Source organism: Streptomyces sp. WM4235, assembly GCF_001279725.1.
In the GTDB taxonomy this organism is placed as follows: Bacteria; Actinomycetota; Actinomycetes; order Streptomycetales; family Streptomycetaceae; genus Streptomyces.
Genome location: NZ_LGDE01000393.1, coordinates 1 through 19,562 on the forward strand (window position 1 = coordinate 1; position 19,562 = coordinate 19,562).

Consider the following 19,562-nt stretch of genomic DNA (forward strand, 5'->3'; position numbering starts at 1 on the left):
GTGAGGCGGGGTCCCGTAGGCGTGCGCCATCTGCCCGGCCGTGATCAGTCCGGCCAGTCCGCCCAGGGCCATGCCGATGTGGGTCATCGCCGCCGGCGCAACCGAGGAGTACCGGACGACGTCTTCGTGATGGCCGGCCCCGTCGACTACCGCAGCACACACCTTACTTTCATGGAGATTGCCCAACACACACTGATGGCCATCAGTTTCGGAATCGACTATCCGAGCATGGCTCGCTTCCAGATTTTGACGCCCGAGGTGCACACCTTCGGCGACGGGAGTGAGCGCTCTACCGTCGGAAAGGACCTGGAGGAGGTAACAGCCGACGACTACGATTGGGCGCGGCATTTCGTCATCGAATCAAGCCTGCGCGCGGCAAAAGCGGAAGATCTCCAGGCCATGAAGTAGAAGGCGTGGGAGGCCAACAGAAAGGCCGAGGTGGTCCTCCCCCGGCGCTCGTGGACTGGTACCTTCGGCCCTGAGGCCAGGAGCGTGACCGTCTTCGACGTCCTATGACGTCGGCGGCCTGAGCACAGTGCGGTGATGACGCCCGCTCAAGTGCCACAATTCCCCGGAGTGGGTGGAGGAGTTATCCGCGTTCGGGGATGCGGCGGACAACAGCCGTCTACGTACGGCCACGGAACCGGGCAGGCGATCATGTCCGGCGCCGCGCAATGCCCTGCCACGCGGCGATCACCCGGTCCGGCGGGTCAGTTCGGTGTAATGCCGGTGAGGACGGCGAGGACAGCGAGACGGATGCGGTTGTCCCGGCCCGTTTTTGTCATCAGGCTGGCCACGTGCGTCTTCACCGTGGTGACCCCGAGATGCAGCCGATCGGCGATCTCCTTGTTGGACAGGCCCACGCCGAGCAGTCCAAGCACCTCACGTTCGCGCGGGGTGATGGCCGGCACCGGCATGTCCGTCGGAGCGTCCGAGGAGGAACGGGTGTGGAGGGCCTGGGCGACGAGGCGGTCGAGGACGTCCCGGCTGAAGGGCGCCTCTCCGTTGGCGGCCCGGCGTACGGCCTCCAGGAGTTCGGCCGGCGGGGTGTCCTTGACGAGGAAACCGCAGGCTCCGGCCGCGAGTACCGGATACAGATGGTCGTCGTCGTCGAACGTGGTGAGGGCAACGACCCGGGTGGCGGGGCGTGCGGTCAGGATGCGGCGGGTGGCGGTGATGCCGTCCATGCCGGGCATTCTCAAATCCATGAGGACGACGTCGGGAGTCAGGTGTTCCGCCAGTCGTACCGCCTCCGCGCCGTTGTCCGCCTCGCCCAGGATCTCGATGTCCCGCGCCTGCTCGAAGAGCATGCGCAGTCCCATACGGACGAGCTGCTGGTCGTCGACGACGAGGATGCGGATCACAGGTGGGGCTCCATGTCGGATGCGAGGGAGGGAAGTTCGGCCGTGAGCCGCCAGCCCTGGGCGGCGGGGCCCGCATCCAGTCGGCCGCCGAGCAGGTCCACGCGTTCACGCATGCCGATCAAGCCGTGTCCGGAAGGGCCGGAGGCCGGTGGCCGGGCCCTTCCGGCGCCGTCGTCGTGGATCGTCACGTGAACGGCGTCATCGGCCACCCGTACGGCCAGCTCGGCGTGTGCGCCGGGCCCGCCGTGCTTGGCCGCGTTGGCCAAGCCCTCCTGGGCCAAGCGCAGGACCGCGAGGCCACGTACCGCGTCGAGCCGTGCGAGGCGGGGATCCACGGAAGCGGTTACCGTCAGGCCGGTCCGGCGGCTGTGTTCCACCACTGCCTCCAAAGCCACCGGCAGGGCTCCGGGCTCGACCAGGGAGCCGGTGCCGGGACCGGTCCGGTCCGGGGCTCGCAGTACGGCGACCAGGCGCCGCAGGTCCGACAGTGCCGCGCCGGCACTGGTGTGCAGGTCGTCGAGGACCTCGGAGATCCGCGGGTCGGTGGGGGTGCTGGTGGCCGCGGTGACATGCCGGGCGACACCGACGCGCAGCATCATGGAAGAGACGTGGTGGGCCACGAGGTCGTGCAACTCGCGCGCAATGGTCGTGCGCTCCGCCTCGCGGGCGGCCAGCAGTTGTTGTTCGGCACGGAGCTCCTGCTGCTGCGCGTGTCGACGGGCATGCACCGCAGCGTCGCGGGTCACGCGTACGTACGCGCCCAGGAGCAGCGGCAGACCTGCGACGATCCCCATCTTGTAGAGCACCGGCAGGAGTTCGCCGGGCAGGTCCTCAAGGCGGTTCGCGGCGACGGCGAGTGCCAGTGCCGTCGCCGCGGCGGCGAGGCGGCGTCCGGACTGCTGTACCGCCAGCTCGAAGAGGGTGACGGCGGCCAGCACCTTCAACGAGGCGACGGTGCTCGCGCCCAGCGCGTGTGCGGCCACGAGCAGAACCGACTGCGCCAGGAGCGCACCGAACACCCATTTCCCCGCGGCCAGGCACAGCGCGAGCCCGGCTGCGGCCAGGGCCCAGTCCCGCGTCCCGGACGGCCGCTGTAGGAGGAGTACGTAGCCGATCATGACGCCGGCAAGCACCAGGATGCGCAGGCCGGCGAATCTTCTGTCGAACGCAGGCTCGATCCAAGCTCTGTTCACACTCCCACGATAGGCGGACACCCGTACGCCCGGGGTCCTGCCATGGGAGGAGGCCGCCTCCTCCCACCGGCCGGGATGTCCGGCCCGTGGAGGGAGTCGGGGACCCTGGTCGGGCGGCGAGAGTGAGCGGCATGGATACCAATGCGCATACCTCCACGAGCTCCGACGCAGACGCTGAATCCCCGGCCAGGGGACGGCGGTCCGTCCTCGGTGGTGCGGCCGTTCTGGGGCTCGGGATCGCGGCCTTCGGCACCACCGCCCACGCCGCCGGCGCCCCGTCGAGGTCCCGTGACAAGGCCGGCCGCTTCCAGGGGAAGTCCGTGCTCATCACGGGTGGCACATCCGGCATAGGCAGGGCGGCGGCGAAGGCGTTCGCACTGGAGGGCGCCCATGTCGGGTTCTGCGGCAGGCGCGCCGAGTTGGGGCGCCAGGTGGAACGCGAGATCCGGGACGCCGGCGGCGAAGCCACGTACATCGAGGCCGACATCCGCCTGGAAGACCAGGTTCGCGGCTTCGTGGACCGGGTCGCGAGCCGTTACGGCGGCATCGACGTCGCCTTCAACAACGCCGGCATCGGCGGCGGCAAACTGCCCCACGAGATGAGCGTCGAGGAGTGGGATGACGTCCAGGCCACCAACGCCCGGGGCGTATTCCTCGCGATCAAGTACGAGATCCCGCACATGCTCAGGGCGCAGCGCGGCGTCATCATCTGCACCTCGTCATCCGCGGCCGAACAGGCACGGCCGAACAGCGCCGCGTACACCGCGAGCAAGCGGGCGGTGCAGGGCCTGGTGAAGTCCGCGGCCCTCGCGTACGGACCCAAGGGGATCAGGGTCAACGCCCTGCTGCCCGGCACCACCGATACCCCCTTCGTCCGCCCGCCGGGCATCCCGGACGCGGATTGGGTGAAGTACAAGCAGGCTTGGGGACCGCTCAACGTCGACGGTTTCGAACGGATGGCCGAAGCAGAGGAGATCGCGCGGGCCGCGCTCGGGCTCGCGTCCGACGACTTCCCCTACATGACGGGTGCGTCGATCAGCGTGGACGGCGGAAGCACCGCGGGCCGGAGGATGATCCAGCCGAGCAGGACGTGAGGGCTGCCCCTCCCGGGGAACGACGCCTGCTGCCGGGGCAAACTCCTGCTCAGGACTGCCCCGGTGCTGCCGGGATCTCGCATGCGCTCAAATCCTGCCGCCGCGGCTACGAGGCGCGCAGCCCTTCGCAAGCACGGCCGGCCCCGCACGAACACGCCTCCCGGGCCATCTCAGACCCGGGGCGCGGATCGCGGCCGGAGCCCGGGCCGAAGGTGACGGCCGGAACCAGGGACGGCCGGCTCCCAGTTGATGTGGCCGGCCTTGCTGCTCTCCAGGAGGAAGGTCATCGCGCGCTCCCGGCGGTCTCGCACGGCAGTTCGGCGGCGTGCTCGTCGGGATCCTGGTCCGTGTCGTCGAAGCCTCCGTGGATGGAGCGGACGATGTCCTCGCTGTCGTCCAGTGCTCCGTTGGGCGCGCGGGCGAGGCAGGTGACGCCATACGCGGGCGCCCAGGTCCGGCGGGTGCATTCGTCATCGTGCGGACAGGACAGCGCGATCGCTACCGCACGGGGGTAGGCACCGGGGCGTCAGGGGTGGAAGTCGAACGCGAACAGGCCTCCGGTGCCGGCGGCGGTGATGCCGTCCGGGTGCCATGCGCAGGCCTCCAGGCGGTCCTCGACGCGGACGCAGGCCGCGGGGCGGCCGTTCGCGGCCTCCCAGATCCGCAGCGTCGCGTCGTGGCCGGCCGTGGCGAGCCACCTGCTGTACGGGGAGGCCGCCATGGCCGGCACACGGCCGCCCCGGGGGAAGGAGTGTCGGAGCTCCCCCGACTCCGGGTCCCACACGCATACCGTTCCGTCGGCGCCGCCGCCGCACGCGAGCCAGGAGCCGTCGGGGGCCGCGGCGATCGCATCCACCGGCGTGCCGCGGCCCGAGAGGGCGCGGATCCGGCCGCCCGATACGGTGTCCCACAGGCTGACCGTGCCGTCGTCCGTTCCCGTGACCAGCCCGATGGAGGTGGTGCTCGGGTGAGGAAGGAACTCGACGGCCGTGACACCCCCGGCCGCCGATGTCGCCCCTCCGCAGCGTCAGCCTCTTCGCCGGCCTCGGTCACCCGATGGCTGGGTAGGCCATCGCGTCTGTTCCATTGAGTGCCAGGCCGACGTACTCGTTCACGGCGTAGGGCGCGACACTCGGGGGCGTGGGCAGGTCCTCGCCTGTGCGGGCGTCCAGTGTCAGCGGGCCGCTCTCGGTTCTGCCGTAGATCCGTCCGTGCCACACGGCGGTCACCGTGGGTGCGATCCGGTTCGTGGCCTTCTTCGGCAGTGTCCACCGGAGCTCGCCGTTGGAGGTGTCGAAGGCCCATACGGAGAGGCCCTGCCAGTTCCGGAAGCAGACCAGGGTGCCGATGCCGTCGTACTCACAGTCTCTGCCCATGTGCGGGAGCTCCTTCTGGATCACCCCGGTCTGCGGATCGACCAGCCGGTCGAAGCTGACACCAGCCTTGCTCTGCCCGCCGACGTGGACGAATTGAGGCCCTCCCGTGCCCACGACCGGATACTCGCTGTCCTCCCCACGCCAGCGCTGTTCTCCCGTGTTCAGGTCGTACCCGGCAACGGCTTGGTAGCCACTGTCGATCGCATCCTTCGTGATACCCACCATGGTGCCCTTGACGATTTCCTTCGCTTCGAGCAGGTCACGTGTCCACAGCACCCGCTGGTCCACGAGGTCGATGGCGTAGGTGGTACGGCCGGCGGGCTTGAAGGCGCCGACCGTCAGCAGCGCCACGCGGCCCGAGCTCGCGGCGACCGTTGGGATCAGCGGGTCCTGCATGTCCTTCGCCCACTCCGGAACGTCCAGTGACAGCCGCCATGCGACCTGCGCGCTTGCCGCGTTCACCGCAGTGAGCTCTACCAAGACCCGCTCGGCATGCGTGCCCGCCGCCGGCTGCTTCACGACAAACGAGGCCAGGGCCAGCGGCGAGGCGCCCTCCGTGATGACCACCGGGTGCGTGAACGTGAAGAAGCCGACGCTGTTTTCGAAGCCGGCCCTCCGTTCTCCCCCGGTCCACAACTGCCCGGCCGTCACCCGATCGGTGGCCACTCTGGAAAGGCTCAGTCACTCCCCGGGAGGCTCAGCGTGGTCGCAGTCGCGAGCATATGCGGCCGGAGTCTGACCGTACCGGCTCTTGAAGGCCCGGATGAAGTGGCTACTGTCAGCGAACTGCCAGCGGGCGGCGACCTCTGCGACGCTGGGCCGCCCGGCCCGGGCGCTCAGGGCGGACCGTGCCTGTTCGAGCCGGCGGCCGCGGATGTACCCGGCTACCGTCTCCGCCCTGCCGGCAATGGTCCCGCCCTTGATGCCCGAATGGTCCGCAGCGGCGGTCGCGAATGCCCGGTGCAGGGTGCGTACGGAGATGTTGAGAGCACGGGCCAGCGCCGCCGGGGAGAGGTCGGGGTCGGTCAATCGACGATCGATGATGTCCTTCACCGCGCGCACCAGGACGGACGCCGGCTGCGGCTCGGAGCCGTCGGGCTGCCCGGCCACCACTCCGTCGCCCAACTCGATCAGCCTGTTGCGACCGGCATGCAACCCGGCCGGAGCCGGATCTGTGAGCGTCTCGTCGATCACCCGGACGTGGGCGAGGAACATCCGCGTCTCCGGGGCGTCGGCCGATCCCGTGATCTGCCGATCGCCCCTGAGTGGACCGACCGACGAGGCCGGCAGGATGAGCACACTTGCTGCGGTGTCGCGCGCTGCCTCGTGGATGGCAGCGCCGCTGCGGTGCACCGGGAACCTCCCCGCTGAGACGGTCGACTGGCCGACGCCGTGCCGGTCGAACGAGCAGGTGTTGCGCCGCACCACGTGCACCACCACCCGCTTCTCCTCGCAAAAGGGCACACCGGGTAAGGTCCCCGGGAGTGACGTGCTGAGCGCATCGGCGATGACCGCGCCGAGCACCGTGACGGCGCAAGTGCTGATTTCACATTCCCCGCTGCGGCCCGGAACGAAGGCAGGAGCCGGATATGCCGTACCCGTCTGCTCCTCCCGGCCGCACCGAAAGATGACGAATCCATCCTCCGGGGTCTTCGGGGCAATGATGTGCATAGCAAACTCCACTGCCGTTTCGAGCTTGTCGGCCGCGGTCATGAATCCTTGCTCTCCTCGGATCTCGTAACAGGATCGTGAACGCCGTGGCAATCCCTGCAACCGTGGAATTCTTCGTCATGCGGCCCTGGCCTTCTGATGGGCTTCGGCTCGCGCTTTGCTGACGATCAGTTAGAACGCCACTGGTGGTAGGCACCTGGTTGAGCTGCGTCGGGGGGCTGGTGTTTCAGAAGACCGGCTTCGGTGTCCGGGGGGTGAAGTGGTGCCGGTGCATGTACTCGGCCTTGATCGGGAGTGGAAAGCTTCGGCCCCGGCGTCGTCGAGCACCGACCCGATGCGCCCTACGGTCCAGGCCGCGGAGCTGTCTTCGCTGCCGCGATCCGAGTGGAGGATCGAGCCGTCCACGGGCCCACCCCTGGCTGCCGGGGCCCTCGTGAGCGAAACACTGGCCAGGACGGCGTTGTGGCGCCGTCCCGTAGCCGAGCAGGCATCGGGATAAGAGGTCGAAGGTCGTGGCCAGGTAGGGCCTTCGTCCGCCGGGGTCGATCTCGGTCACGTCACCGGACCAGAGCATGTTCGTCGGGACGGCGCCAAAGTGACGGTGTGCCGGCTCGGGAGCAGGCTTCCGCTCGCCCTGCAGGGTCGGAGACCGCGGCCGGCGTGGGGGAGGCGCGTTGTGCGTCAGGCGCTCCGGACCGACCCGCAGATGGAGCGTAGTAGCCAGATTCGCGCTCCTGCCGTAGGGGATCACGGAGTTCCTGACCATTGGACCTCCCCTGATTACTGGACGGCTTGATGCTGAGGGGGTTGTCCCCGAGGAAGTAATCCTGAGCGCGCGTGGGTTACGCCCGATCACGCGCAGCACCTCATTGACCGCGGAGGCAGACTCCATGTTTCCGGGGAGTGACTGACGGCCGAAGTTCCCGGCGGGCGCAGTCATGACGGTCACGAAGGCCTCGCCGGTCGCGCTTTCCATGCATCCCCATCCTGCAAAGGTTCACAGTGCAGCCGCAATGGCAGCTTCAGCATGGATTCATTGACGGAAATGGAATGATGCCCAATCTCAATGTGCCTGTTTTCCGGACAGGGCTACGAGGAGGCCGTTCACCGACCGGCCGTGGGCCGGCCTGGGCAAGGCGCTGGCCGGGGGCGTGGCAGGCGCCGACCAGCGCGGTGAGCTCGCGGTCCCGGGGGAAGCCGGGGCCACCGCCCCTTGAAGGCTCTGCTCGGCGAGTTTGCTGGCCTCTGGCCACACCCGTCGACGGCCGGTGCTCGGTGCGGGAGGTGGCGTGTCGTGGCGATCGACGGAACGACCTTCGACGTCCCTGACAGCCAGGAGAACGTTGCCCGGCTCGGCCGTCCGAAGGCGCACCGCGGAGAGTGGTCCGCCTTCCCGCGCGGAGGGTTCCCGCCGACCGTTTGGCCACGGCCATCACCGTCGGCCTCGGTGAGATGGCCGAACGCCCCTGCCTGTTTGTCGCGGACGTTCCAACCCCCGTGTCGCAAACGCAAGATGTTCAATCCTCCGGCCAAAGGTCCACGCGCCCGGGACTCTCAAGTCACTGGTGTCGTGCCTGACTTCGATCTCCTTTGTGACGGTCCGTCGGTTCATCCGGCGGGCCGTTTCGGCTTCTCCGGTTGGTGATGGACAGGGTGATGGCCCGGCCGTCGCGTCGGGTGGGCGCCGGGTTCCACCGCTCGGGTTTGCGGTTCTCGTTGAGACAGGCACGTTGTCGCTGGTCAGCCAGGGTGCGGCAGGGCTCGGGGCGCTCGAACGTGGTGGTGCTCACCTCGGTCCAGGGCCGGCGGCGGGCCAGGCGGAGCCGGCGGTGTCGTCCGGTGGTCACGAGCCAAGTCGCGGAGAACTGCCGCAGCCGCTTGGGCCCCAGTGGGAGCACGTCGCCGGTCAGGGCGAGCATGGGCATCCAAGTCGGCAGGTCGAGGGTGAGCCGGATGCCCATGCGGTCCCCGGCGCGGGTACGCCGGCGGTGCCGGCGCACGTGGAGTACTTGCTTCAGCTCATTGGGGCGGACGCTGCTGGAGCCCCTCGAAGCGTTCGGCGCGGGGGCCGCCGAGCACGGCGCCTACGTGAGGGAGGCCCGCGACCGGGCGAAGGAGCCCGGACCCCGCGACGACGCCCATGAAGATCGACCCCTGCCGGGCTGCGGTGAGGTGAGCGGCTGCGAGGCGGGGTCGTCAGCAGCGCCTCGGCAGGGCCGACCGTCGGCGCGAGCCTCGGCAGCGGCCTTCAGCTCGCGCGGCCCGCGTCGAGTCCTTGCCGGATGTCGGTCGCCATGGGAACGCTGGCGTCGACCCGGGGCACCACTCAGCTGGACGCCATCTCCCAGCTCGGCCGACCAGCCCGCAACGTGCCGATGTGGTGGGAACGGTCGACCAGGTGCGCGATGTCCACGTAGGGGTCGGCGTCGAGCAACAGAGCGTCGGCGATGGCTCCGACGGTAATCGTCCCCGGTGTCGTCGCCTGCTGACCGATCTTCTCGGCCGCATGCCGGGTGCCGGCCGCCAGGACCGCGGGCAGCGGCAGGCCCGCCTTTGCCAGCAAGTGCAGTTCTCGCATCAGGGCGACGGGTGGCGAGGGCATCAACATGGCCACGTCGCTGCCCGCGGTGATCTTCACTCCCGCGTCGTGCATCAGCGCCAGCGTGCGCATCGCGTAGTCGAAACGAATGCGGGAGTCCTGCGCGGAATGCCGGGGGAACTGGTGCCCGTAGATCGGGCGGCTGGTGATCTGCGGGATGTCGTCGTGCGTGGCGAAACCATCATCGATCAACTGCTGCAGATAGCCGGCCTCGCCGTTGTGCGCGATCTGCTCCCAGGTGACCAGGGTGGGGCAGTAGTAGGTGTTCGTCTCCGCAAGTAGTGCGGCGACGTCGAGGGCCTCTGCGGTACTACCGGGGTCCTCCGGCCGGAAGGCGTGTTCGATGCCGTCCGCGCCGGACGCCACCGCCTCCTCCAGGTCGATGCGTTCGTGGACATGCACGAGTACCTTCTTGCCCTTCTCGTGCGCGGCCGCGACGATGCCTTTGAGGGCGTCGAGGGGCAGCTTGTCCGCAGCACCGGGCTCACCGTCGTAGATGCACTTGATGAAGTCGACCTGATCGGCCAGCTCCAGTGCTTGACGATAGGCGACGTCGGCATTGTCGGTCTGGTAGGCGATGGGGGCACGTGCCGGATCGTCCAGGACCGGCCAACCCTTGACACCGGTGAACACCGGCCCGGCGAAGAACAACCCGGCGGCGACGTCGGTGGCCTTGTCGCGGTAGTCGCGGGCGGCGAGCTCCATCTCCAGTGGGCCGCCGAGGTCGACGACGTTGGTCACCCCGGCGCTCAAGAAGTCGGTGAGTAACTGGGAGACGTACTTCGCCCGCTCGTTCTCGGGCTTGAACCAGGCGTGCCCACCCAGGTGCGTATGACTCTCCCACAGGCCCGGCACCAGGTAGCCACCCCGCGCGTCGAGCACGGGAGTGCCGCCGGGCGCCGGTCGCGCCGCGTCGGTCGCCGGCCGGATGGCGCTGAACCGTCCGTCGGTCACCACCACTTCGGCACCGGTGATGGGGGCGGCCTCCTGCCCGCCGATGACAGTCACGTTGCGAATGATCACGAATTTTCTCCCTTTGCTCCACGGCCCCAACTACATAGGACCCTATGCATTTGACTGTATAGGTGCCTATGTAGTTGGTCAATAGGAACCTATACACTCGACGCGTGATGCACTCCAGGTTCGGTTCCGCGCCCGCCGCGTTGATCAACATCGCCTCGCGTGCGCTGTCTCGGATCAATGACCGGCGACTGCGGCCGCTGGGTTTGACGTTCGCGCAGATGCCCGTGCTGGCGGCGCTGAGCAAGGCCGACGCGCTCTCCCAGAAGGAATTGGCGGGGCTGGCCCGGATCGAGCAGCCGTCCATGGCCCAGCTGCTCGCCCGGATGGACCGCGACGGCCTCATCCAGCGCACGGTCGCCCAGCATGATCGACGGGTCACCCTGCTCTCGTTGACCGAGACCGGACTGGCAAAGCTCACACAGGTGCGCTCGGTGTTGTTCGAAACCAACGATCAGGCGTTGCGAGGCTTCAGCGCCGAAGAGATCGATCTCCTGGTGGACCTGCTGACGAGGCTCGTCGCCAATCTCGAGGAGAATCCGGCCTGACAGCGCGTCGGGTGCCGCAGCGACTGAGGTTCGTCCGTTGGTGGTGGTGGAAGTGTGCCGTGGACGATCGATGACGAGCTGTGGGCGCCGATCGAGCCGGTGTTGCCGCCGTGGCCGGAGCGGTCCCCGGGCCCTCGTCCGGTGGACGACCGGCTGTGCCTGCAAGGCGTGTGGTTCGTTCTGCTCGCTGGGACCACCTGGCCCTTCACACCGCTCCACTCACTTCAAGCGTCTCGCCGTCCCCCGGGGACGCCGCCTCGAACTTCAGGGCTCCCTCCTCTCGCCCCACCGGCGACCACCGTACGGACGGCAACCAGCAGCACCGCCACGAGCGGGCGACACACCCCCCGCCCGACGCGGATCAGGCAGCAATCGCAACCGTTCCACCGGCGAGAGCCTCCCCCATGCCCTCCAGCGCGGGCGACCTCACGAGTCGGGCGATGGAAGGCTGACGGCACATCGAAGCTCCAGCGATCAAGGCGACTTGGCAAGGTCACCTCGTTCAACTGGAGCTTCGATGCGTACGTGACGGACCGACCCGGATCCTCCGGACCGCTCCGGCCTGCGGACCCGTGTCATCACCGGGACTCTGAAACGCCCCGGACGCCAGAACAGTCGTTCACGCGGCGGCGCTTGAGCCGGATCGCCTGGCGGGCATGCGGGGAAGAGCGGGTTGTCCCACCGTGGCGAACTCGATCCAGCGGTTCCCGCCCCGGCCGTGGCCCGCCTCGCGGGTGTGTCCCTGCAGCGAATCCGCAGCCAGGCAAGGGCATCCGCCAGCGGGTCATCGGGTGCGTGGGTTCCGGGGCCGGGGGGGGTGGCCCAGCGGTGGAGGGACCAGGCGCGACGTATCAGTCAGCGGACGGTGATGATGGTGGAGGCCAGGGCGAGGAAGAAATCGACAACCGCTCTCCGGCGTTCGGTGCAGCGTCGGAGCTTTCCGAAGTTGTTCATCCAGGAGTTCGTGCGCTCCACCACCCAGAGACGTCCGGTCTGGATCGGGGTCTTCGCGCCGCGTGCGGCGATGTGGGCGTCGGTGTGGGCGTCGATCCGGCGGACGGCCAGGCCGTCGTTGACCTTTCGGTAGTCGTATCCGGCGTCCACGGCGAGGTGGATGTGCTCCGGCAGTGGTCCGAGGGTCGACTCCAGGGCGGTGAAGCGGTCGAGGGTGGCGGCCGGCAGGGTGTGGTCGCGCGTGTTGGCCGGTGCGGGCTCGGTGATCAACGGGACCTGTACCAGACAGCCGAAGTCGACGGTGTCGCTGATCCGCGGGTTGTGACAGCCCAGCGGATGCCGGTCCTCGCGCACGGGCAACAGCGCGAGGAATTGGTCGCGGATCGGGTCGAGAGTGCATGAGGGGACGGCAGGCACGGATCCCCCAGTGAGCATGAAGCGTAGAGAACTCCATGATCGGGCGAGGCGTGCCTGCCCTGCTGCCACCACCTGCTGGCGGACGCCCCAACGGAACGTGAGCTTCTTCACGACCCGGTGTCGTTGCGTCGCGCCCCCAAGCGACGCGCGTGCTAGAGAATCTCAACCTTCCAGATGTGCAGCGGCCTGTTCGGATACGTGACGTCGTACCACCGGTTCACCCTCACCGTGGCGCCGTTGTAGTCGTACATGTTGATGTCGTTATTGCCGGTGAAGACCCGATCGACCCATCCGTCGACCTTGTAAACGCCGGCGTTGGCAAAGCAGTTCACATCGCCGAAGCGGCTACCGTGCGACCAGATCTTCAGAAAGTCATTACCGCTCTGGCAGTCGACGTTGCCGGCGAAGGCAATACCGGACGGCCCTAACAGGGTGAACACGCCTGCTGTGGCCAGTGCCGAGGTCAGAAGGCGCACCATCTTCATCTTTCCGGAAACCATTACTTCTCCTGTTCTACTCGGCGCCCCGTGCGGCGATCATGGCACCGCACGGCGCGGTGTTGCGGTTCTGGTGTGGCACCGCGGCGGTTCGAGCACTGTGGCTTCAGGGCCACCGGGCGCTCGCCGAAGGGGCGTTCGAAACTCTCCCGTCGGTCTGCCGCGCGTCGCGCGGCTGCTCGGGCGCCACTCCAATGGTCGGCTCCGACCAGCGTAGAAGGACCATTGCTGCCTACGCTTGAACTCCGGCGCCACCTCGATGGAACGGCAGTGCCAAGAAGGTGCGCGAGGACCTGGACGGGGTCTGTCCATTGAACGGCCCGGGTCTGTAAAGTTTTCGGCTCTGTCTCACATACGGTAATGACGGAGAATGTCGCTATCCGAGGAGCCGAGGAGGTCTTCGGCCCGGCGTCTGCGCAGGTGCTCTCGGTGGGCATCGACGAGGCTGGACCGATATTTCGTGACGCGGAGCCTCCACTCGGGCCGGTCGGCGCGGGCATGGCGCTTGGTGGCGGGCCCGCCGGATCTCCAAGGCACATCCGGGCGCGGCCCTGATACGCATGTCCGCGTTCTCCCCGGCACGCCGAACGACGCCACCGATTGAGGATCCGATGACGCAGAGCGCCCCTCCGGAGGGAGGGGCGCTCTGGTTGTGCGTACCGGTTCGGGCAGGTGGGTCAGGTGCGCTGCACCAGGTGGTTGACCGAGAAGTGGAGGTGGTCCTCGTCGTAGTGGAAACGGCCGGCGAGGGCCTCGTAGCGCATGTACTGCTCCTCGGTGAGCGGAAGCTGGAGTACCTCCACCGTGCGCAGCAGCAGCCGGAACCCGAGGTCGGGGTCGACCTGGGTGGTGACCTGTTCCAGGGCTTCCATCACCGTGGTGCCTTCGATGGGGTGGAATTCGGGGCTGACCACCGTGCCCGCTGCGAGGGGGGACATGCACCGGATCTCGCGCAGGACCTCGTCGCCGGCACCGGTGGCCGGCGGACGGGCCGCCGGGACGTAGGCGGGTGCGACCTCGGTCAGGTGCTCCTCGCACACTTCGACGACCTGCTCCAGCCACTCTCGGCCGCCGATGCCGAACCGGTCGATGTTGTAGCCACGGTCCGTTGCCGCCAGCCACAACACGGTGATCGCGTCATCGGAGAGGCCGGTGTCGAGCACCCGGCGGGTGTCCTCCAGGAGCACCGCCGCCTCCGAGCCTGGAGGGCGCTCGTAGCCGTCGGCCTTCGCGGCGGCCGCGACTGCCCCGCGGGGCGTTCGGTAGTGCCAGCCCGCCGTGAACTGCCTGGCGAGTCGGGAGAGCCCGAAGTCCCCGTTGATGCCCTGCCGGGAAGCGGCGCTGACCGGCGGCCAGGTGATCACGAGGCCGTCGTGGACGGCGCCCGGAGGGAAGCCGAACTGCCAGCCGAGGGCCACCAGGCGGCTGTACTGCCCGTACGGGACGGGCACGGCGTGGGCCTTGAGCGCGCGGAGGAACAGCCGCATGCCGAGGTCACCGTCGGCACCCGTCACCGCCCTTTCCAGGGCGTCGACGAGGTCCGGCAGCGCCGACGCGCCGACAAGGGCCGGGGCCGTGGCACGGAGTTCCGCCACGACCGCCTGGCACAGTCCCACGTCCCGCACCGGTCGCACCGGTGGTGGAGTGTAGGAGGGCTTGTCCCGCCGGAGCCGTGCCGTGGACACTTCCGAGATCCGCTCCAGCCATTCACGGCAGGTCATGCCGTGGCCGGTCGGGTCGAAGGCGTTGCCGGTGGAGGCCAGCCATACCGTGCGCAGGACTCGCTCCGGGAGCTCGGACGCCAACAGGCGGCGGGCGTCCTCCCCCAGCTCGATGGCGTCCTCGCCCTCTGACTGGTCGGCCAGCTCCTGCGCGAACCCGAGCGCGGCGGCCGGGTCGGTGGCGGAGCCGGGGCGGCTGAGACGTTCGGTCAGGGCGGTCAGACCGAAGTCCTCGCCATAGCCGAGTACGTAGTACGCGGGACGTTCGCCTGTCACGGAGCCACCCCTGTGGGGAAGGCGGTCATGATGGCATATCCGCCGCGCCCGTTGCCGCTGTGACCGGTAACCTTCAACAGTTTCAGTTTGACTACGTTACCTGCGTTGGTCACCGTGACGCCGTCCGTGCTGTACGTCTTCCCCAAGGACTGGAGTGCGGGATAGGGCCGTGTGATCTCCAGAACCATCTCTCCGTCCCTCGCGTTGCTGAGCTTCCGCTGGAACTTTCTCACCTGCTCCATGTCCCGGACCCTCTCGCCGTTCCTCACGACGGTGAAGTAGTCCTCGAAGACGTATTCGATGGCCTTCTGGGCTATGTCCTGGCTGGTCCACACCGTCTTCGGCACGCGCTGTTCCGCCGCCATGCGGAACGCTTCGGCCGGAGTCGGAAGCACGTGCTCCCTCAGGGCGTGCATCTCGCCCGAGTCCTTGTACTTCGAGAGGGCCGGCAGGAGTTCGTCGCTGAGCTTGAGGCAGTTGTGTACCAGCACGTCCGACGCCTGTGATCCTTCGGCGCGGACGTAGAAGGTGTGCAGGCCGCTGACCGTGAGGTCGTAGACCTGCCGGGATTCCGCGTCGGTGTCGCCGCGTACTCCTGCCACCGTGAGCAGCTCGCCGTCGGGACGCAGCAGCCGGTCTCCCGGGCGCAGGTCCGAGGCCAGGATCCATCCGCGGTTCTCGGCGTAGATCTTGTGTCCGGGGGTGGTGTCCAGGGTGGTGCCGTCGGAAAGGCTGATGGTGACCAGGTCGTCGGCCGCGTGCTGGTAGGTGTCGCTGACCGGCTCGGGGCGGACCGTTCCGGTGGCCGGGTCGCCGGCGAGTACCGCGTCACCCACCCGAAGCGAGCTGATCGGGCGGTGTGATCCGTCCGCCATCAGCACGGGCGTGGTGGCCGGGAAGCTGTTCGTCTCGCACTTGGTGAAGAGCGATTCAGCCAGGCCGGCCTCGTACTCGATGGCTGCCAGGGCTTCCGGGTTGAGCCTCAGCGAACGCAGGGCCCGCAGGGCGTCGGCGATGCCGATTCCGGTGCGCATGGCGGCGTCGGAAGCCATGATGCCCTCGGCGATGGGCTTGAGGATCTTCCCCGAGAACAGCAGGGCGACGTCCAGGGCCGCCCAGGCGCATCCGCCCCAACTGCCGCCCTCACCACCGGGCCACAGCTTTGCGCACTTGATCCAGTGCCCGAAGAGGATGTCCACCGGGTTGATGCCCGACTGGTACTCGCCGATCGAGATGGTGTGCGTGATCTCCTGGGTCAGCTCGTCCGTCGGGTACTCGCCCAGATACTTGGTCTCGTTGGCGGGGCATCTGCCGGTCGACGGGTCCGGGGCTTCGGCCGCGCACAGGTACAGGTCGAGGAAGGCCTTGTACCGGATCCTGATGGTCATCGTGCAGTCGCCCTTGTAGAAGAGGGCGTCGATCCAGCCTTCGCAGCCGGCCGTCTTCTTCAGGGTCTGCGGATCACCGATCTGCTCGGTGCGGTTGACCAGATAGAACATGCGTCCGATGGACCCGCCGGCCAGGTCGGGGACCGTTCCGGTGTCGATCTGCTTCGCCTGGGCGGCCTTCTCCGCCCTGTCGGCGGCTTCCTGGGCCTCCTTGGCGTACTTGTCCGCGTCCTTCGCGGCCTGTTCGGCCTCGGTCGCGGCGATGGCGGCGCGGTCGGCGGCCGCCCGGGCGCTCTTCGCGTCCCCTTCGGCGCGGGTCGCCGCAGCGCGGGCCGCGGCGGCGTCGAGGGCCGCCTGGTCGGCGGACTCCCGGGCCGCCTTGGCGTAGCCCTCGGAGCGTCCGGCCGCCTGGTCCGCGGCCACGGCGTCCGCCGCGGCCTGGCCGGCGAACTCGGTGCTGCGCGCCAGCGACGCGGCCGCCATCGACGCCGACTTCGCCGCGTCGGCCGAGTAGCCGAGAGCCTCCTTGGCGTAGGTACGGGCGTCCGAGGCATGCTTCGCGGCAGTCGCCGCGTGCTCGTACGCGGCCTTCGCGTCACCCTGCGCCTGATCGGCTATGACCTTGGCCGAGGCGGCCTCCTCCTGCGCGTTCTTGGCGTGCGCGTCGGCGATGGCCTTCTGCTGTTCGGCGATGCTCTTCGACGCCTGCCCGGTCAGCACGACGAGGCTCGCGGCCGAGTCGGTGGTGACGTAGGGCGAACCGAGCTGGATCGCGTCGTTCGCGGGCTTGGCGACCTGCGCGGCCGCCTTGCCCGCGTCCACCGCGGCCTGGGCGGTCACATGGGCGTAACCCGCCGCCTTCGCCGATGCGGCCCGGGCCTTGCCGACTTCCACGCTCGCCATGTCCGCCTGGGACTTGGCCGTCTTGGCCTGTGCTTCCGCCTCGTTGGCCTGTGAGACGGCGGCCCGCGCGGAGAACGCGGCGCGCTGTGAAGCGGCGATCGCGTCTGCGGTGGCGCTGGTCGCGGTGCGCACGGCGGCGTCCGCCTTCAGCTTCTCTGCCTGGGCGGCGTCGGCGTCGGCGCGCGAGCGCTTGGCCGCCGCCTCGGCGCGGGTCGCGGCCGCGTCGGCATCGGAGGCGGCCTTCGTCGCCGCGTCGGCCTCGCCGCGCGCCCTGCCGGCCGCCGTCTCCGCGTCCGTCGCGTACTTGTTCGCCTGATCGGCTGCCGCGCGTGCGGCGGTGGCCTCCGGGGCGGCATCGAGGGAGGCGGCGTAGGCGGCCTTGGCGTCCGCCTTGGCGCGCGCGGCGTCGGCCTTCTGTTCCGCTTCCCAGGCGTCGTCGCGCTTGGCCTTGGCGGTGTCGCGGGCCTTGAAGGCGCCGTTCCTGTGCTCGACCGCGGTCGCCTCGGCGGCTTCGGCCTTGGTCCTGGCGTTGCTTGCCTTCGTCGCCTCCGCTTCCGCGTTCTTCTTGTGCTGGGCGGCTTCGCTCTGCTTGAGGGCCGCGGTTTCCTTCTCCTTCTTCGCCGTGGCCTCCTCGGCCTCGGCCGCGAGCCGCTTCGCGTGGGCGTTGGCGGCAGCCGCCTTCGCGTCGGCCTCCGCCTTCAGCGCCTCACCGAGCTTCGCCTTCGCGGTGTCCGCTTCCTTCTTGGCGTTGTCCCGGTGCGTCTTGGCCGCATCCGCGGCGGCCTTCGCCTGGAGCTCGGCCGTGTGCGCGGCCTCCCGGCGGAACTCCGCCTTCGACTGCGCGGCCTGGGCCAGAGCGCGCTGCGCGATGGTGTCGCTGTCCGCGCCGGAGGCACGGGTGGCCGCCTCCGCGGTCTCACCGGCCTTCACCATCGCGTCGAGCGCGGCGGAGACACCCTTGGTGACCTGGGCCTTCTGCAGACCAACCAGCATGCCGCGGCCACGCGGCGCGCCGTTCTTGTCCGCGATGGCGTAAGCGGCCTGCACGGCCGCGTCCGAAGTCGTGGCCGCCGCCTTCGCGGCGATGGCCTGCTGCTTGAGCAGGGCGAGCTGCTTCTTCGCGTTCGCCTGGGCGTCCGCGATGCCCTTCGTCGCCTGGTCGAAGTGCGCCTTGGGCTGGACCTCGCCGGTGTGGCCGGACGGCTTGATGTTGACCTGCTGCGGGCCTCCGCCGGTGCACGTGGCGAGCAGCGCGTCCCTGCTGAGGTCGTACGTCGGGAAGTTCAGGCACTTGCCCGAGCTGACGTGCTTGAGCGCGGTGGTCGCGCGGGGCGTGTACGCCCAGACCTGCGCGGGGCCGCTGTTGCACGTGGCGATCTGGAGCTTCGTACCGTCCGTCTTGCCGTTCCCGGCGACTTCGAGACACTTGAAGGACTTGGCGTTGCGCAGGTACAGGCCGTGGTCGTCACCCCACACCCGCCACCCCTGCTGGGCCCCGCCGTTGCAGGTGTAGACCTGGACGGGGGTGCCGTCGGCCGTCCCGCCGCCCTGGACGTCCAGGCACTTGCCTTTCGCACCCTGCAGTTCGATGATTCCGTCGGCTTCACCGATCCAGCCGACGCCGCCCGCCGACCAGTGGTCCTGCCAGCGGGTGAGGTGGTCGGCGACCCACGAGTGGCCGAGCATCTGGCCCAGGGCCTCGGCTCCGGCGGCGAGCGCCTTGGTGGCGTCCTTGCCGGCGTTCACGACCTGGTTGCGCTGGGCGGCCTGGGAACCGATCTCCTGCTGCCACTCGGTGGCGGCCGTCGCGGAGACATCGCCGAGGACCTTGTTCGGGTCGACCGCATCGCGCCAGGCGCAGGTCGAGAAGCGGGTCTTCATGTCCTCGACCGCGACCCGGTACTCCGCCGTGCCCGGCGTGGGGCCGGTACGGGGGAAGCCGCCGGAGGCGAGGAAGAGCCGGGCGTTGTCCGCGCCCGTGGGCTCGAAGGTGGCTTCCTTCAGCCACTCGAACCCGGCGTGCTCGGCACGGTCACGGTCCAAGTTGGTGCTCGTCGCCGCGTCCGGGTCCTTGCCGTACAGAGGGGTGCCCAGGTCGGATACGGCCTTGCGGGTCTTCTCGTCGGCCTTGGGGGTGGGGTCCGCGTAGAAGTCGCTCTCGTTCTTCCAGTACTGGTCCGCGATCCACGAGGTCAGCCCGGTCTGGGTGTGGAAGTCCACGCCCTCGCTGATGCCGGGCGGCCAGTGGAACGTCGCGTCATTGATGCCGGCCGGGGTCGTCAGCCCGGCGAGGGGTTTCTTCCAGCTGTCCCGGAGGGCGTTGATGTCCGCCAGTTCCTTGTTGGCGGCGGTCCGGTCCAGCGCGTACGCCTGGGAGAGCGGCGTGTCCTGCCAGTGCTGGCGGTTCGCCAGCACGCGCAGCTTGTCCGCAGGCTGGTTGAGCCCGTCCTGAGCGGTGCCTGCCATGGCCGGACCGCCCAGCCGCAGCACATCGGCCATCAGGCACTGGTCCTGCCGCAGTTGCTCCGCGGTGGTGTCGTC

The 19,562-nt window shown here is 69.1% G+C and carries 14 protein-coding genes and 2 pseudogenes; 4 read left to right on the plus strand and 12 right to left on the minus strand.

The features are described 5' to 3' along the window. A partial coding sequence (locus tag ADK55_RS23360; protein WP_234350210.1) for a hypothetical protein occupies positions 1-408 on the plus strand: 408 nt, incomplete at its 5' end. A gap of 302 nt (positions 409-710) precedes the next feature. Here the strand turns inward: ADK55_RS23360 and ADK55_RS23365 are convergent. Both ADK55_RS23365 and ADK55_RS23370 read right to left on the minus strand, forming a co-directional pair. Further along, entirely contained in the window at positions 711-1,364 is a 654-nt protein-coding gene (locus ADK55_RS23365; RefSeq protein ID WP_053681751.1) for a response regulator transcription factor, read from the minus strand. Further along, complete coding sequence (locus ADK55_RS23370; protein WP_063839595.1) at positions 1,361-2,557, minus strand: sensor histidine kinase; 1,197 nt, start codon at positions 2,555-2,557, stop codon at positions 1,361-1,363. The genes ADK55_RS23365 and ADK55_RS23370 overlap by 4 nt, the downstream gene beginning before the upstream one ends. Positions 2,558-2,688: 131 nt before the next feature. Here ADK55_RS23370 and ADK55_RS23375 point away from each other — a divergent pair, with 131 nt between their 5' ends. After that, positions 2,689-3,651, plus strand: coding sequence for an SDR family NAD(P)-dependent oxidoreductase (locus ADK55_RS23375; RefSeq protein ID WP_053681753.1), 963 nt, complete (start codon positions 2,689-2,691; stop codon positions 3,649-3,651). Between the two features lie 526 nt (positions 3,652-4,177). Here ADK55_RS23375 and ADK55_RS41030 read toward each other — a convergent pair. The 6 genes and pseudogenes from ADK55_RS41030 to ADK55_RS23400 all read right to left on the minus strand — a co-directional run bounded on the left by ADK55_RS41030 (position 4,178) and on the right by ADK55_RS23400 (position 10,350). Continuing rightward, positions 4,178-4,435, minus strand: a complete 258-nt coding sequence (locus ADK55_RS41030) for a WD40 repeat domain-containing protein (RefSeq protein WP_420713682.1) — start codon at positions 4,433-4,435, stop codon at positions 4,178-4,180. Positions 4,436-4,438: 3 nt separating this feature from the next. Continuing rightward, positions 4,439-4,639 (minus strand): annotated as a pseudogene (locus ADK55_RS41035) (hypothetical protein); the annotation flags it as partial. Between the two features lie 61 nt (positions 4,640-4,700). After that, positions 4,701-5,693 (minus strand): PQQ-binding-like beta-propeller repeat protein, encoded by a 993-nt coding sequence (locus tag ADK55_RS23385; RefSeq protein WP_053681755.1) that lies wholly within the window; start codon positions 5,691-5,693, stop codon positions 4,701-4,703. Between the two features lie 15 nt (positions 5,694-5,708). Then, complete coding sequence (locus ADK55_RS40055; RefSeq protein WP_234350211.1) at positions 5,709-6,740, minus strand: helix-turn-helix domain-containing protein; 1,032 nt, start codon at positions 6,738-6,740, stop codon at positions 5,709-5,711. A gap of 1,517 nt (positions 6,741-8,257) precedes the next feature. Continuing rightward, positions 8,258-8,698, minus strand: coding sequence for a hypothetical protein (locus tag ADK55_RS23395; protein ID WP_053681756.1), 441 nt, complete (start codon positions 8,696-8,698; stop codon positions 8,258-8,260). A gap of 326 nt (positions 8,699-9,024) precedes the next feature. After that, positions 9,025-10,350, minus strand: coding sequence for an amidohydrolase family protein (locus tag ADK55_RS23400; protein WP_078999310.1), 1,326 nt, complete (start codon positions 10,348-10,350; stop codon positions 9,025-9,027). Positions 10,351-10,427: 77 nt separating this feature from the next. Here ADK55_RS23400 and ADK55_RS23405 point away from each other — a divergent pair, with 77 nt between their 5' ends. Both ADK55_RS23405 and ADK55_RS40060 read left to right on the plus strand, forming a co-directional pair. Beyond that, positions 10,428-10,865 (plus strand): MarR family winged helix-turn-helix transcriptional regulator, encoded by a 438-nt coding sequence (locus ADK55_RS23405; protein ID WP_053681758.1) that lies wholly within the window; start codon positions 10,428-10,430, stop codon positions 10,863-10,865. 54 nt (positions 10,866-10,919) lie between these two features. Continuing rightward, positions 10,920-11,072, plus strand: a pseudogene (locus ADK55_RS40060) (transposase); the annotation flags it as partial. Between the two features lie 648 nt (positions 11,073-11,720). Here ADK55_RS40060 and ADK55_RS23410 read toward each other — a convergent pair. The 4 genes from ADK55_RS23410 to ADK55_RS23425 all read right to left on the minus strand — a co-directional run bounded on the left by ADK55_RS23410 (position 11,721) and on the right by ADK55_RS23425 (position 19,520). After that, positions 11,721-12,236, minus strand: coding sequence for a hypothetical protein (locus ADK55_RS23410; RefSeq protein WP_078999312.1), 516 nt, complete (start codon positions 12,234-12,236; stop codon positions 11,721-11,723). Positions 12,237-12,388: 152 nt separating this feature from the next. Continuing rightward, positions 12,389-12,736 carry a beta/gamma crystallin domain-containing protein gene (locus ADK55_RS23415; RefSeq protein ID WP_063839597.1) on the minus strand — a complete coding sequence of 116 codons (348 nt, stop codon included), beginning with the start codon at positions 12,734-12,736 and terminating at the stop codon, positions 12,389-12,391. Between the two features lie 674 nt (positions 12,737-13,410). Next, positions 13,411-14,730 (minus strand): hypothetical protein, encoded by a 1,320-nt coding sequence (locus tag ADK55_RS23420; protein WP_053681759.1) that lies wholly within the window; start codon positions 14,728-14,730, stop codon positions 13,411-13,413. Further along, positions 14,727-19,520, minus strand: a complete 4,794-nt coding sequence (locus tag ADK55_RS23425) for a ricin-type beta-trefoil lectin domain protein (protein WP_234350214.1) — start codon at positions 19,518-19,520, stop codon at positions 14,727-14,729. The genes ADK55_RS23420 and ADK55_RS23425 overlap by 4 nt, the downstream gene beginning before the upstream one ends. Positions 19,521-19,562: the final 42 nt, after the last annotated feature.

What these genes read in the sequence shown, in the direction of transcription:
- ADK55_RS23405 (WP_053681758.1), top strand. Translation starts at nt 10,428, where the DNA reads ATGCACTCCAGGTTCGGTTCCGCGCCCGCCGCGTTGATCAACATCGCC.
- ADK55_RS23415 (WP_063839597.1), bottom strand. Translation starts at nt 12,736, where the DNA reads ATGGTTTCCGGAAAGATGAAGATGGTGCGCCTTCTGACCTCGGCACTG.
- ADK55_RS23425 (WP_234350214.1), bottom strand. Translation starts at nt 19,520, where the DNA reads ATGGCCGATGTGCTGCGGCTGGGCGGTCCGGCCATGGCAGGCACCGCT.
- ADK55_RS23375 (WP_053681753.1), top strand. Translation starts at nt 2,689, where the DNA reads ATGGATACCAATGCGCATACCTCCACGAGCTCCGACGCAGACGCTGAA.
- ADK55_RS40055 (WP_234350211.1), bottom strand. Translation starts at nt 6,740, where the DNA reads ATGACCGCGGCCGACAAGCTCGAAACGGCAGTGGAGTTTGCTATGCAC.